The 13,810-nt window shown below is 66.2% G+C and carries 15 protein-coding genes and 4 pseudogenes; 6 read left to right on the top strand and 13 right to left on the bottom strand.

Annotated elements, in window-relative coordinates:
- Positions 1-181: 181 nt before the first annotated feature.
- The 5 genes and pseudogenes from R4P70_RS29760 to R4P70_RS29740 form a co-directional block, all read left to right on the top strand.
- Positions 182-445: pseudogene (locus R4P70_RS29760) on the top strand (CNNM domain-containing protein); the annotation flags it as partial.
- 1 nt (position 446) lies between these two features.
- A pseudogene (locus tag R4P70_RS29755) lies at positions 447-548 on the top strand (hypothetical protein); the annotation flags it as partial.
- Between the two features lie 30 nt (positions 549-578).
- Positions 579-926, top strand: a complete 348-nt coding sequence (locus R4P70_RS29750) for a hypothetical protein (RefSeq protein WP_317833301.1) — start codon at positions 579-581, stop codon at positions 924-926.
- Positions 920-1,837 carry a TniB family NTP-binding protein gene (locus R4P70_RS29745; RefSeq protein ID WP_317833224.1) on the top strand — a complete coding sequence of 306 codons (918 nt, stop codon included), beginning with the start codon at positions 920-922 and terminating at the stop codon, positions 1,835-1,837. Before R4P70_RS29750 ends, R4P70_RS29745 begins: the two co-directional genes overlap by 7 nt.
- Complete coding sequence (locus R4P70_RS29740) at positions 1,834-2,181, top strand: TniQ family protein (protein ID WP_317833222.1); 348 nt, start codon at positions 1,834-1,836, stop codon at positions 2,179-2,181. The genes R4P70_RS29745 and R4P70_RS29740 overlap by 4 nt, the downstream gene beginning before the upstream one ends.
- A gap of 197 nt (positions 2,182-2,378) precedes the next feature.
- Here the strand turns inward: R4P70_RS29740 and R4P70_RS29735 are convergent, their stop codons facing one another.
- The 4 genes and pseudogenes from R4P70_RS29735 to merA all read right to left on the bottom strand — a co-directional run bounded on the left by R4P70_RS29735 (position 2,379) and on the right by merA (position 4,785).
- The gene (locus tag R4P70_RS29735) at positions 2,379-2,924 is read right to left on the bottom strand and encodes a hypothetical protein (protein WP_317833220.1); all 546 of its coding nucleotides are present in this window, start codon (positions 2,922-2,924) and stop codon (positions 2,379-2,381) included.
- A gap of 61 nt (positions 2,925-2,985) precedes the next feature.
- Positions 2,986-3,069: pseudogene (locus tag R4P70_RS29730) on the bottom strand (alkylmercury lyase); the annotation flags it as partial.
- Positions 3,070-3,173: 104 nt separating this feature from the next.
- A pseudogene (locus R4P70_RS29725) lies at positions 3,174-3,326 on the bottom strand (alkylmercury lyase); the annotation flags it as partial.
- Positions 3,327-3,360: 34 nt separating this feature from the next.
- Positions 3,361-4,785 carry a mercury(II) reductase gene (merA, locus tag R4P70_RS29720; RefSeq protein WP_317833218.1) on the bottom strand — a complete coding sequence of 475 codons (1,425 nt, stop codon included), beginning with the start codon at positions 4,783-4,785 and terminating at the stop codon, positions 3,361-3,363.
- Positions 4,786-4,890: 105 nt separating this feature from the next.
- Between merA and R4P70_RS29715 the strand changes: the two genes are divergently transcribed.
- Positions 4,891-5,280: a heavy metal-responsive transcriptional regulator gene (locus R4P70_RS29715; RefSeq protein ID WP_317833216.1), complete on the top strand. Its 390-nt coding sequence runs from the start codon at positions 4,891-4,893 to the stop codon at positions 5,278-5,280.
- On the opposite strand, the gene R4P70_RS29710 is transcribed toward R4P70_RS29715, so the two are convergent.
- The 9 genes from R4P70_RS29710 to R4P70_RS29670 all read right to left on the bottom strand — a co-directional run.
- A complete protein-coding gene (locus R4P70_RS29710; protein WP_317833214.1) occupies positions 5,271-7,349 on the bottom strand; it encodes a cation-translocating P-type ATPase in 2,079 nt (692 codons plus the stop codon). The two genes, R4P70_RS29715 and R4P70_RS29710, sit on opposite strands and share 10 nt — an antisense overlap.
- Positions 7,346-7,723 (bottom strand): ArsR/SmtB family transcription factor, encoded by a 378-nt coding sequence (locus R4P70_RS29705; protein ID WP_269578114.1) that lies wholly within the window; start codon positions 7,721-7,723, stop codon positions 7,346-7,348. Before R4P70_RS29705 ends, R4P70_RS29710 begins: the two co-directional genes overlap by 4 nt.
- A gap of 669 nt (positions 7,724-8,392) precedes the next feature.
- The gene (gene arsA, locus R4P70_RS29700) at positions 8,393-10,147 is read right to left on the bottom strand and encodes an arsenical pump-driving ATPase (protein WP_317833211.1); all 1,755 of its coding nucleotides are present in this window, start codon (positions 10,145-10,147) and stop codon (positions 8,393-8,395) included.
- A 17-nt stretch (positions 10,148-10,164) separates the two neighbouring features.
- On the bottom strand, positions 10,165-10,572 hold the full coding sequence (gene arsD, locus R4P70_RS29695; protein ID WP_317833209.1) for an arsenite efflux transporter metallochaperone ArsD: 408 nt from the start codon (positions 10,570-10,572) through the stop codon (positions 10,165-10,167).
- Between the two features lie 40 nt (positions 10,573-10,612).
- A complete protein-coding gene (locus tag R4P70_RS29690) occupies positions 10,613-11,695 on the bottom strand; it encodes an ArsO family NAD(P)H-dependent flavin-containing monooxygenase (protein ID WP_317833207.1) in 1,083 nt (360 codons plus the stop codon).
- A gap of 53 nt (positions 11,696-11,748) precedes the next feature.
- A complete protein-coding gene (locus R4P70_RS29685; protein WP_003944607.1) occupies positions 11,749-12,156 on the bottom strand; it encodes a low molecular weight phosphatase family protein in 408 nt (135 codons plus the stop codon).
- A gap of 27 nt (positions 12,157-12,183) precedes the next feature.
- Complete coding sequence (gene trxB, locus R4P70_RS29680) at positions 12,184-13,170, bottom strand: thioredoxin-disulfide reductase (RefSeq protein ID WP_003944628.1); 987 nt, start codon at positions 13,168-13,170, stop codon at positions 12,184-12,186.
- Between the two features lie 41 nt (positions 13,171-13,211).
- Complete coding sequence (locus tag R4P70_RS29675) at positions 13,212-13,628, bottom strand: arsenate reductase ArsC (protein ID WP_003944644.1); 417 nt, start codon at positions 13,626-13,628, stop codon at positions 13,212-13,214.
- The coding region (locus R4P70_RS29670; protein WP_411742492.1) for an arsenic resistance protein at positions 13,625-13,810 on the bottom strand (186 nt) is incomplete at its 5' end. The genes R4P70_RS29670 and R4P70_RS29675, both read right to left, overlap by 4 nt.

Genomic DNA, 13,810 nt, shown 5'->3' with positions numbered 1-13,810 from the left:
ATCCGATGGTGAAGAAGACAGCGACCTGTCCTGACCAAACTGAACACCAGAGTCCCCAATTGCTCGAGTTTATGTCCATCGAGCCGAATTTTGCTCGACGGCAACCTTTCAGCCCTCTCTGACTCACTTCACCGGCAAAGAGATGAAAGCGTTTGCTGTGCAACAGAAAGCAACGGCGGCGATGAACGAGATTGTGGTCAACATCGTGCTGGTGTTGGTTTTCGTGCTGATCGGCGGCGGTTTCGCCGCAACGGAGATCGCTCTGGTGTCGTTGCGCGAGGGCCAGATTCGTCGGTTGGAGCGGTGAGGAGGACGTAGTGCGCGCACGGCCGCGTTGGCGCGTAATCCGAATCGGTTTCTCTCCGCCGTGCAGATCTGAGTGACCGTCGCCGGATTCCTCCCCGCGACGTACGGCGCCTCCACGATCGCCCCGGCGTTGGCGCCCGCTGACCCGCACCGGCTTCGTCATCGACCATGTCCACTATTTCGCCAACGCGCTCAAGCCCTGGATCAGCCGGCGCGAGAGCCTCGACCGGTTCCTCATCCGGCGAGACCCCCGCGACATCAGCAGGATCTGGGTGCTGGACCCCGACGGGTCCGTCTACATCGCGATCCCGTACCGGACGTTGTCGAATCCGGCGGTCAGCGTGTGGGAGCACCGCCAAGCGCTGGCGCGGCTGCGGGAGAAAGGGCAGGGCGAGGTCGACGAGGCGGTCTTGTTCCGGATGATCGAGCAGATGCGCCACATCGCCGAGACGGCGGAGAAGACCACGAAGAAGACCCACCGTGAAGCCGAACGCCGCACCCACGCGTCGGCCGCGGCGCCGCCCACGCCGCAGATCGTTCCGGCACCGACTGTCCCGCCGGAACCGTTGGATGACGCGGCGGCCCCGGCGGCCCGCTTCCAGGAGATCGAGCAATGGTGACCGTCGACGAGTCCGCGCACCAGGATCTGTCGCATCTGCACCCGTCGGCGCAGTCGGTGGCGCGGCTGCCGGCAGCCGAACGGGTCCACCGGATCCGTGCGGATCGCTGGATCGGGTATCCGAAGGCCGTCGAGGCCGTCCAGCGGTTGGAGACCCTGCTCGGGTGGCCACGCAAGCAGCGCACGCCCAACGTGCTGCTGGTGGGGCCGACGAACAACGGCAAGTCGATGATCATCGAGAGGTTTCGCCGGCAGCATCCGCCTATCACCGAGCCCGATCGCGAGCATGTTCCGGTGGTCTGTGTGCAGATGCCGCCGGAACCGTCGCCACTGCGGTTCTACACGGCGATCCTCGCCGCGCTGGGCTCCCCGATGCGCCCCCGTCCACGGGTGGTCGAGAGTGAGCAACTCGCGTTGACGTTGCTGCGGGAGGTCGGCGCGCAGATGCTGGTCATCGACGAGCTGCACAACGTGCTGGCCGGAGGCGGGGGCACCCGCCGGGAGTTCTTGAACCTGCTGCGCTTTCTCGGCAATGAGTTGCGCATCCCCCTGGTCGGGGTGGGGACCCGCGAGGCGTACCTGGCGGTGCGCTCAGATGACCAACTGGAGAACAGGTTCGAGCCCTTCGTGCTCCCGGTGTGGGAGGTAGGCGAGCAGGCACGGTCCCTGCTGGCCAGCTTCGCCGCCTCCTTCCCGCTGCGCCGGCCGTCATTGATCGACACCGAGGACATGGCCCGCTATCTCCTCGCCCGCAGTGAGGGCACCATCGGCGAGCTGGCCCATCTGCTGACCGCCACCGCGGTGGCCGCAGTGGAGAGCGGTATCGAGGAGATCAACCACCAGACCCTGACCATGGCCGACTACACCGGGCCCACCGACCGCCGCCGCTTGTTCGAGCGCGAGCTGCTGTGACGCCCCGCTGGCCCGTGCACCCCGCACCCATACCCGGGGAGGCACTCACCTCCTGGCTGGCCCGGATCGCCCACAAGTACGGCATCTCCGTCGATATCCTCGCCTCCGACCTCGGTTACGCGATTGGCCGTGACGACGATCTCGATCTGGCGCCGCCCGCAGGATTCGCCGAGAAGGTCGCCGACCGCACCGGCGTGGCCGTCGCAGACATCCGGGCCATGACCATCAGCGGACACACCCCTGGCTGCTCGACCAGCTTGAACCTGGCCCCGACGCGTTCCCCACCTACATCCGCCGGCTGTCGGTCCTCCTCCCCGAGGGGACACGCCGCAGCCGGACGGTGACGTCGTGGCGGCCATGGATCCCCACCGCCGACGCCCGCGATCACCGGGCCTGTCCGCACTGCGTTCTGGCGACCACACCCCCGCACCCTCACCAGCTGATATGGGCACTGCCGCTGATGCTCAGCTGCCCGATCCACCACTGCCGACTCGAACCTCATGACGGTGTGCCGGGCTATTACTTCAGCTGGACGGAATCCTCATCCCCGATCGAATCGCGGTCGGCAACCGCCGCGATCGAGCTCATGGACGGGCGGACATGGCAGGCGCTGACCACCGGGCATGTCGATCTGCCACGGCGCCGCGTCCACGCTGGAATCTGGTTCCGACTGTTGCGGACGGTGATTGACGACCTCGGGGCCACCATGGCCGACTGCGGCATCGCCGAACAACGGCTGATCCGCGAGGTGTGGCAGCGGGTCGGGCATCCGGTCCGCGCCGGCCAGTTTGCGTGGCATCCGTATGAGGCGCTGACCGCGGAGCGGCGAGAACGCACCCCCGAAGCGGCCGCGGCCGCGATGCACGCGATGGAGAGCCGGACCCTTGTCAGCCGGACAGAGGGGGCCGGGCTTTTTCTCCCCGAGCCCGACGTGGTGATCGACTCTGGCTATCCTCGGCCGACCCCGGCAACCCCAGCCGTGGCGGATCCCTGGCGGGAACTCGCCGAGAGCCTCGAGGCTGCGATTGAGGATGCCCGGCACAACCCAAAGTCGACCCGCCAACTCTTCTGCCTCGCCACGTATCACTGCCCCCCTCGTCCTCGGGGATCAAGAGGGATAGAACTGCGGTGTCGGGCTGCACGGACGTGATCGTGCCGTCGGCGCCCGTCGCCACCCGGACAACGGTCCCGCCGCCCGGGGAGGTCGACTCGATCGTCGCGGCCTTCCCGATGAGCGCCGGGAAGAAGAGGGTGTCCAGCGCGCACCACGTGTAGAGCGGCCGTCATCGTCATACTCGGTGTCGGGGACGGCGGACAGTCCCCGCCGGACCGCGTCCTCGGGCTGTCCGCTGGCGGTGGCCAGCTCGGCGACGGTGACGGGCTCCCCCTCGGCCAGCAGCCGCAGGAGCGGCACAAACAGGCTCGGCTCGAGCCCCGACCTGGAGGGGGACAGCAGATACGCGAGGGTTTTTTCGTCGATGGCGGTCATCTAACTCCTTGGTTTCAGCAGCGGGGCCGCGGGCTCAAGCGCAGCAGGAGAGCTTGGAGACATCGGTGGTGAACGCCTTGCAGGCGATCCGGATGCCCTCGGCCATCGTGAGATAGGGGCTCCACGCGGCGGCGACCTGCGCGGTGGTCATCCCCGCCTCCAGGATGTAGACGCCGGCGGCGGCGATCTCCCCGGCATCCCTGGCCACCGCGGAGATGCCCAGGATCCGTCCGGTACCGAGCTCGGCGACCACCTTGATGAAACCGCGGGTGTCGCGGTTGACGAGGGCCCGCGGGACATATTCCAGGGGCAGGACCCGGCAATCACAACGGATCCCGGCAGCGACGGCTTCCTTCTCCGTCATCCCGACCGAACCGAGGGTGGGACTGGTGAAGGTAACCCTCGGTAGGTGCCGGTAGTCGACCTCTGCCCCTGCGTCGATGAATGCATTATCCACGGCCATCGCGCCGTGGGCCGCAGCGACGTACACGAACTCGCGGTGGCCGGTCACGTCCCCGGCGGCCCAGATGCGCGGATTGGACGTGGCCAAGCCGGAGTCGACCACTATCTCGCTCGTGGCACCGGTCTTCACCCCGACCGAGTCAAGGTCCAGTCCCTCGGTCACGGGCCGACGGCCCACGGCAACCAGCAGCCGGTCGGCCCGGAACGTTTCCTTTCCGCCGGCCACGCTTGCCGTCACCGAGACCCCGTCCGGGTCCGAGGCCACGGAGTCGGCCGTGGCCCGCCGGACCACCCTGATCCCCTCGTCGGCGAATACCCCGGCCAGCGCCTTGGATGCCTCTGGCTCCTCCTGCGAGGCCAGCCGGGAACGGACCAGCATCGTCACCCGGGAGCCCAGCCGGGAGAAAAGCTGCGCCATTTCCAGGGCAACATAGCCCCCGCCCAGGACCAGCAATGTCTCGGGCACTTCGTCCAGTTCCATCGCCGTCGTCGAGGTCAGGTAGCCCGCCTTGTCCAGTCTGGGAATGGGCGGCACGTGGGGGGCTGAGCCGGTGGCCACGAGGTAGTGCTCGGCCTCGATCGTCCGCACCGCGCCGCCGGGCGAGATGACCTGGAGCAGCGGCGCATCCGGGGTTCCGGTGAACGACGCCTCGCCCTCGACCATGGTCCACCCGTAGTTAGCGGCCAGATCGACGTACTTTTCCGTGCGCATGCTCTCCACTAGCGCGGCCTTACCTTCAATCAAGGCCGGCATGTCCACCGGGCCCGCCGAGGCCACAACCCCGGGAAAGCGGGTCGAGTCCAACGCCACGTGGCGGGCCTCCGCGGCAGCCAAAAGCGCCTTCGACGGAACGCACCCGGTGTTCACGCATGTCCCGCCCACGGTGCTGCGCTCCACCATCACGACGCGCTTGCCCAGTCCTGTGGCCCGGATCGCGGCCGCGAAGGCCCCGCCCCCGGAGCCGATAATCGCCAGATCGAACTGCTCGCTGCTCATTCAGACACCTCTTCGTCGTGGCTCAGGGATTCCTGTCCGCCATTATGAACCTTCCAGTACGATGGAAGGTCAAGTCTGGCGATCACGGAGGGGGCTTCGGCGCACATGAGAATCGGGCAACTCGCGGAGACGACCGGCACCACGACGAAGACCTTGCGGTTCTACGAGGAGTCCGGGCTCCTCACCCCCGCCGAGCGACTGGCCTCGGGCTACCGGGACTACACCGACGACGCGGTGGGCCAGGTCGGGTTCATCCACCGGGGCCAGGCCGCCGGGCTGACCCTCGCCCAAATCCGGCAGATCCTGGAGATCCGCGAACGCGGACAAACGCCATGTTCACACGTGCAGAGCCTGCTGGGCGAGCGGCTCGACGAGCTCGACGCCCAGATCGCCGAGCTTCTCGTCCTCAGGGAGACCATCTCCCAACTCCACGAGGACGCGAGCAAACCAGAGCCGAGCACTTGCTCTGCCGACCAGGTCTGCCGCTACATCTGATCCAGGACCCTGGGATCACGGGAGTCATGGCGACCGGCCGCAGTTGGCTCGCTCGATGCTTCATAGGGGATAGCGCAGTCGACTTCTGATATTCGTGCAGGCGGCTTCTGAAAATGACACCTGCGCCACCAACATCGAGCAGGCTCGGTGTCCGCCCGAGCAGAAGACAACGGCTGGGCGCGACCGGCGCGGACGCCGTTGGCGATGACGACGATCTCGGCGAGCTCGTGGACCAGGACCACCGCGGCCAAGCCGAGGACACCGAACAGTGCCAGCGGCATCAGGACGGTGATGATTGCGAGGGAGAGCCCGACGTTCTGCAGCATGATCCGTCGGGACCGGCGTGCGTGCGCTAATGCCTGCGGCAGGTGCCGCAGGTCCTCACCCATCAGGGCGACGTCGGCGGTTTCGATGGCGACGTCTGTGCCCATCGCGCCCATCGCGATGCCAAGATCTGCGGTGGCCAGGGCGGGGGCGTCGTTGACGCCGTCGCCGACCATCGCGGTCGACCGGTGCCGGCCGAGTTGTTCGATGATGCGGGCTTTGTCCTCCGGGCGCAGGTCAGCGTGGACCTCGTCGATCCCGACATCGGCCGCGAGTGCGCGGGCGGTGCGTTCGTTGTCGCCGGTGAGCATCGCGACGTGGTAGCCGTCGCGGCGCAGCCCGGCCACTACCTCGACCGCTTCTGGCCGCAGTTCGTCGCGGACCGCGACCGCCCCGATCAACGCATCGTCGCGTTCGATCAGGACCGCGGTTGCCCCGGCGTGCTGCATTCGCTCCACCTCGGACGCGAGGGATCCGGGCTCGATCCAGCCTGGTCGCCCCAATCGCACCGAACGTCCGTCGAGGTACCCGGTCAGTCCCGCACCCGTGACGGCCTCGACGTTCTCGGCAGCGGTGATGTCGTCGACGGCGGCGAGGATCGCCTTTGCCAGGGGATGCTCGCTTCGCGCTTCCAGCGCCGCGGCGACTTCGAGGACCTCATCGCGGGTGACGCCGGCTGCGGTGGCGACCGCGATGACGGTGGGCCGGTTACGGGTCAGGGTGCCGGTCTTGTCCAACGCGATGCCACGGATACGACCGAGTGCCTCGAGCGCGGCGCCGCCCTTGACCAGGACACCGATCTTGCTGGCGGCACCCACGGCGGCGAACACCGTCACCGGCACCGCGATCGCCAGCGCACACGGCGAGGCTGCGACCAGCACGACGAGAGCGCGTTCGATCCACACCCGCGGCTCCCCGAGCAGGCTGCCGACCGCCGCGATGAGCGCGGCGACCACCAGGATCGCCGGAACCAAGGGTTTGGCGACGGTGTCGGCGAGTCGTTGGGCCTCGCCCTTGCGGGACTGTTCGGCTTCGACGATCCGCACGATCTTCGCCAGTGAATTGTCTTGCGCTCCAGCGGTGACCTCGACTTCGAGGACGCCGGTGCCGTTGATCGATCCGGCGAACACGTCATCACCCGGTCCGGCTTCGACCGGGACGGATTCGCCGGTGATCGCGGAGACGTCGAGGGCGGTGCGGCCGGTCGCGATGGTGCCGTCGGTGGCGATGCGCTCGCCCGGTTTGACGATCATGATCTCGCCCAGCTGCAGTTCGCCGGGTTCGATTATCTGCTCCCTACCGCCGCGCACGACAGTGGCGGTAGCCGGTACCAGGGACAGCAGCGCGCGCAGACCGCGGCGGGTGCGGGTGACCGAGAACTCCTCGAGGCCCTCGCTGATCGCGAACAGGAACGCCAGCATGGCGGCTTCTTCGACCTTGCCGAGTAGTACGGCGCCGACCGCGGCGATCGTCATCAGGGTGCCGACCCCGATCTTGCCCCTTGCCAGGCGTTTGAGGGTGGCAGGGACGAAGGTGTAGCCGGCGACGAGCAGTGCGAGTGAGAACAGCGTCAGTGCCGCCGGGTGGGGGCCGTCGGCCCATTCCACGATCAGACCTGCCACCAACAGCACCCCGGCGACCGCGGCGGCGCGGATCTCTGTGACCTGCCATAGCTTGTCCGGTTCACGTTCCTCCTCGCCCTCGGGGCGAGGTTCGTCATGGCCGCAGCCACACGCATCACTCATGCGGTCACCCCTGACCCGGCGTCGGTGCCGTAGTTCGGGCACAACGCGACTGCGGAACCTGTTGCGGCGAGTAGGGTCTCGGCCGAGGCCAGCAGGTCAAGCAGCTCCGGGCGAGAGAGGGAGTAGAACACCTGCCGACCCGACGGGCGGCCGGTGACCAGCCCGCAGTCCCGCAAGCACGCCACGTGCGCGGAAACCGTGGACTGCGCCAGACCGAGTTCGCCGACCAAGTCCGCCACCCGCGCCTCCCCTCCGGCGAGGCGACGCACGATCGCCAACCTCGTCCCGTCGGAAAGGCTGTGGAACAACGCCACCGCGTTGTCGAGATCCGATCCGTTCTCGGTAGCCAGGCATGCATCTTTATTGATCGTCATATTGCGATGATAGCGGAAAGGGGCGATGATAATAGGGGGAACCTGAACGTTTCCCGTCCGAATCTGCACTCAACGAGAGGAGGTAATGATGAACGTGCTGACGAATCTGCAGGCGTGGTGGAACTGTCAGGTGATGATGGCCACCGGTACGTGTGGGACATGCATGACGAACATGCCCGGCTGCTGCTAGGCCCCCGACGGAATTCGACCGTTTGCGGTCATCTCGGGGTAAACCGCAAACGGCCGATATCTTCAGTCGCTGCGGCGGGAGCACTACCGACCTGGATTTCTCATCGAAGTTCTCGACGAACCGACTGACCACCTGAATGCATGCCCATCTACGACTGCCCTGGTGCCAACATCCCACACCGGACCAGTCGGGATAACCCATGTTTCCCAGACCAGCTTGAACAGACGACAGGCGTGCACTGTCGAATCCTTGCCCTGAGACCTCGAGCTCCATCGCTAACTCCATGTGGCCGCTGCCGTCTCGCCGGCTAATGAGTTCAGGTCGCCACATCTGACCGACATACAACAACCGCTGCAAGTCAGGACCAATTGGAGCTTCGGTCTTGTCAGTGTGGCGACCTGATGCTCGTCGCAGTGTGGACTCTAGGCGAGGCATCCGACATTGTTGCTCACCAGTCAGAAGCCGATTCCGCGCATCGATTAAGACTTGCTCAACGCCGCCAAAGCGGATGTGCCTACAGGTTCTTCGGCGAGCATCGGAACGATCGCCGTTCGCTGACTGTATCGGTGTGTGATGCTGTCGATTTCGGTGATCTCACCCGCAGCACGCTGCTGCAGAAGCGGTGAGGTCGGTTCGGCAGCAGCGAGGGAATTGTTGACCACCCACGCCCAGGGATGAATTCCCGCGCGTTGCAGGTCGGCTTGCAGACCAGCAGCTTCGAGGACTGGTGTGGTTTCCGCGAGGGTCACGAGCAGGACCTTCGTGGCATGTGGGTCCTGTAGTCGCATGAGCGGGGTGGTGTAGTTCGTGTTCTCCCCCATCTGGCGGGCGATTTCACGGTGATACGAGCCGGTGGCGTCGAGCAGCAACAGCGTGTGACCGGTCGGGGCTGTGTCCACGACGACGAATTTGCGGCTCGATTCGTTGATGACCCGCGAAAACGCTTGGAAGACTGCTACTTCCTCGGTGCACGGTGATCGGAGGTCTTCGGCGAGGTTGGCGCGGCCTCGTTCGTCGAGGTTCTTGCCTTTGGTGGTCAGGACGCGGTTGCGGTACTGCTCGGTGGCTTCGGCGGGGTCGATTCGGGAGACCTGGAGGTTGTCGAGTTCTCCGCCGAGAGTCTCAGTGAGGTGTGCTGCGGGGTCGGTGGTGGTCAGATGCACCTGATGTCCGCGGCTGGCGAGGGCGACGGCGATCGCGGCGGCGATGGTGGTCTTTCCCACTCCGCCTTTGCCCATGCACATGATCAGCCCATGATCGTCTGTGTCGAGTTCGTCGATCAGAGCCGACAGCGGAGCACTGAGCGGCTGCGCGGTTGCAGCTGGCGGAGCGGCTACCGCGCCGGTGTCAGGGGTGAAGAGGCTCTCGAGTGCGTCGATACCGACGATGTTGGTGGCTTTGAGTGGGACCTGATCGGTGGGCAGTTGCGCCAATTCGTCTGGCAGGGCGGCGATCGCGGCTTGCTCGCGGCGGCGGATCGCGGTCTCGAGTGGATCGGTGTCGTCGGCGGGTTCGGGGAGAACTCCGTTGATGACGACGTGTTGGTGGGTCAGTCCGATGTCGGCGAGTTCGCGGTGGGTGCGGGTGATTTCGGCGAGCGTCGAGCGCTGGGCACGTGAGACCAGGACGAGGCGGGTCCGGTGCGGATCTGCGAGCGCGGCAACGGCGTCGGCGTAGATGGCGCGCTGCTTCTCAAGCCCGGACAGCGGCCCCAGGCATGATGCATCGCCTTTGCCGTCGTCGAGGAACTCGGTCCACGATCCGGGGAGTTGGAGCAGCCGGATGGTGTGCCCGGTCGGGGCGGTGTCGAAGAGGACGTGGTCGAAGGCGGCGGTGATGTCGTCTTGGCCGGAGAGTAGTCCGGTGAACTCGTTGAACGACGCGATTTCGGTGGTGCAGGACCCGGAGAGCTGTTCGGCGATCGCGGCGATGTCCTTGTCCGGGAGCAACCCTCGGACGGGGCCGATGATGCGCTCACGATAGGCGGCGGCGGCTTGTTCCGGGTCGATCTCGAGCGCCGACAGTCCGGGGGCCGCGGGGATGTCGGTGATGGTGTTGCCGATGCTCACCCCGAACACCTGCCCGACGTTCGAGGCGGGATCGGTGCTCACGAGCAACACTTTCTTCCCCCCATGGGCAAGGGTGATCGCGCTCGCGCACGCGATGGATGTTTTACCGACACCTCCCTTGCCGGTGAAGAACAGGAATCGGGGCGCGTCGTTGAGGAACTTCATAGCGTTCGGGGGTGCTTTCAGCAGCAGGTGGTGGAGTCGGCGTCGTCGGTGGCGCAGCATGCCGAGGTGTCGGAGAGTCCGAGCATCGTGATCCCGGCCGGCGCGTCTGCGGCGGCGGGTTCGGTGAGGCCGGCCCATTTCGCGAGTTGGCTGCGGGTGGGATATTTGCCGGTCAGCGCGGTGACTCCGTCGACGAGCGCCAACGGGAGCCCTTCAGAGCCGGACAGCTTGAGGAATGCTGCGACGGTGTCGTTTCCGGCGAAAGCGAGGGGGTCGTTGGCGAGGTTGTGGCGGGTGATGGTGCCGCCGTTGCCGGCGACCCAGTCGAGGTCGGCGGTGAAGGTGATCAGTGCCTGGTCGACGTCGTCGCCGCAGACTCCGGTGTTGCAGCACAGGGCGGGTTCGAATACTTCGATGGTGCGCATGGTGATGTCCTCTAGTTGTTGGGTGTTTACGTGGTCGAGTTCAGTTGACGGGGAGAGCGAAGACTTCGTCGTCGAGTGCTGCGATGGCGTCGCGGGCAGTGCGGCCGACACCGATGATGGTGGCCGATGCGGGTCCGGTCCAGTCGCCGTACCCGAGGAAAATCAATCCGGGTTCGCCGGCGACGTGTGCTCCGTCCATGTCGATGCGCCCGGTCTCGGCATCCCGTAATCCGAGGGACTGCAGATGCCGCAGCGCCGGACGGAATCCGGTGCACCAGATGATCGCGTCCACCGGTTCGACGTGATCGCCGAAGACCAACCCGGTGGCGGTGAGTCGGTCGAACATCGGGTGCGCCACCATCACGCCGCGGTCGCGGGCGGCTTTGACCGGCGGCACCATCACGATGTCGCCGAGTCCGGCGATGCCACCGGAATCGGTTTCGCCAGCTGCGATTTCACGGGCATGTTCACGGGCGACGTCGAAAAGGACCCGGCCGTCGACGTCGTCGGGCAGGAAACGCGGTTCCCGCGTCGTCAACCAGAGTGTCTCGGCGACGGTGGAGACTTCGGCGACGATCTGCGCAGCAGAGTTTCCGCCGCCGACGACAGCAACCTTGCTACCGGCGAACGGGGTCGGCGAACGGTAGCTGGTGGTATGGATTTGGGTGCCGGTGAACTCGCGGATACCGGGGTAGATCGGCCAGAATGGTTGCCGCCACGTCCCGGTGGTGTTGACGACGGCCCGCGCGGACCAGCTGCCGTGATCGGATTCGACGAGATACCCGTCACCGGAGCGGGTCACGGACGTGACGCGGACCGGGCGGCGGACCGGTAGGTCGTATCGGGTCTCGTAGGCGGTGAGGTAATCCACGACGTGTGAGGCGGGCGGGAAACCGGGACTCCAGCCCGGCATCGGCCAGCCGGGCAGCGAGGAGTATTCGGCTGGTGAGAACAGGTGCAGTGAGTCCCAGTAGTGCTGCCAGGATCCACCGGGCGCTGTTTCGGCGTCGAGGATGACGAAGTCGCGGCCGGAGCGGCGCAGGTAGTACCCGGCGGCCATTCCGGCTTGACCACCACCGATCACGACAACGTCGACCGTGATCGGTGTCCCTTGCGAGTGCACGAGTGTCCTTTCCTTATCCAGATCTTCTGCTGACAGCCGGGGTGATACGTCGATTACGTGGTCAGACGCCCGGCCAGGGCGTCGACGCGGGCAGCGATGTCGTCGCGGACCAGCCGCATTCGTTCGATTCCGTCGATGCCGCGTTCGGACGGCTCGTCGGTGTCCCAGTTCTCGAAGTCGGTACCGGCGACGGGATCGACCTTCGCTTCGCTGCCCAGGGTGACGACGAGGTCGACATTGCGCACCAGTTGCGGATCGATCAACGTCGGGGTCTCACCGGAGATGTCCACCCCGACCTCGAGGAGCGTTTCGGCGGACAGGGCGTTGACCGCGTCGCCGGGTTTGGTGCCGGCCGAGTACACGTCCACCTGGTCGCCGGCGGCTTTGCGCATGAGGCCGGCGGCCATCTGGGATTTGCCGCCGTTCTTGACGCACACGAACAGCACTGAAGGCTTGCTCATCGAAGTTCCTTTCGCTGGGTGTGGGAGTCAGACGGCGTCTACGGTGTGGCCGGCTGCGTCGAGCGTGTTGGCGGTGATGTCGCCGCGGTCGGCCAGCCAGCGTTCGGCGTCGATTGCTGCGGAGCATCCGGTGCCGGCAGCGGTGATCGCCTGACGGTACGTGTGATCGACCAGGTCACCGGCAGCGAAGACGCCGTCGACGGAGGTCGCGGTGGAACCGGGAGCGACGCGCACGTATCCGGCGTCGTCGAGATCGACCTGGTCCTTGACGAGCTCACTGCGCGGGTCGTGGCCGATGGCGACGAACATGCCGGTGATCTCGAGTGTGGAAGTTTCGCCGGTGACGGTGTCGCGCACGACGAGGCCGGTGACGCTGTTCTCACCGAGCACCTCGACGGGCTCTGCGTTGGTCAGGAAGCGGATCTTCTCGTTGGCCTTGGCGCGCTCGAGCATGATCCGTGAGGCGCGGAACTCCTCGCGGCGGTGCACCAGGGTGACCGAGCGAGCGAAGCGGGTGAGGAAGGTTGCTTCTTCCATCGCGGAATCGCCGCCGCCGACCACGACGATGTCCTGGTCACGGAAGAAGAAGCCGTCGCAGGTGGCGCAGGCGCTGACGCCGCGGCCGAGGAGGCGTTCTTCACCGGGAATGCCCAGGTAGCGGGCTGCTGCGCCCATGGCGAGGATGATCGCGTGCGCGGCGTAGGTTTCGCCGTTCGCGACGACCGTCTTGATCGGGCCGCTGAGATCGATCTCCTCGACGTCCTCGGTGCGGATGTCGGTGTCGAAGCGCAGTGCCTGCTCGCGCATCTGTTCCATCAGATCGGGGCCCATGATTCCTTCGCGGAATCCGGGGAAGTTCTCGACCTCGGTGGTGGTCATGAGGGCGCCACCGAACTGGGTTCCCTCGAAGAGCAGGGGCGCGAGCTCAGCGCGCGCGGTGTAGACACCAGCGGTGTAGCCGGCCGGTCCGGAACCGACAATGATGACGTCATGGACCGCGGACGGGATGGTCATAGTGTCTCTTTCACGGGATCGAATACGGGCAGTACGAGCGGTCAGCGCGATACCGACGGGGCGGTGAGTTCGCTGATCAAGGCTTGGACGCGGGTTTTGATCTCGTCGCGGATCGGGCGAACCGCGTCGATGCCTTGGCCGGCGGGATCGTCGAGGACCCAGTCGCGGTAGCTCTTGCCGGGGAAGATCGGGCAGGTGTCGCCGCATCCCATCGTGATCACGACATCCGAATCCTGCACGGCGTCGGTGGTGAGGATCTTCGGGGTCTGGGCAGAGATGTCGATTCCGAGCTCGGCCATCGCCTCGACCGCGGCGGAGTTGATGGTCTCCGCGGGGGCAGATCCGGCGGAGCGGACCTCGATGGCATCGCCGGCGAGGTGGCTCAGGAATCCCGCGGCCATCTGCGATCGGCCGGCGTTGTGGACACAGACGAACAGGACGCTGGGCTTGTCGGTCATGGGGCTGAAACCTTTCCGTCAGTGGGTGTGAAGCGTTTGCGTAGAGCAAGGGAGACATAGACCAGCCCGACGAGCACCGGTACCTCGATCAGCGGGCCGACTACGCCGGCAAGAGCTTGCCCCGAGGTGGCGCCGTAGGTGGCGATGGCTACGGCGATCGCGAGTTCGAAGTTGTTGCCCGC

Source organism: Rhodococcus sp. IEGM 1241, assembly GCF_033142365.1.
In the GTDB taxonomy this organism is placed as follows: Bacteria; Actinomycetota; Actinomycetes; order Mycobacteriales; family Mycobacteriaceae; genus Rhodococcus_F; species Rhodococcus_F erythropolis.
Note: the sequence above shows the minus strand (reverse complement) of the source record. Positions and strands in the feature narration are given on the sequence as shown.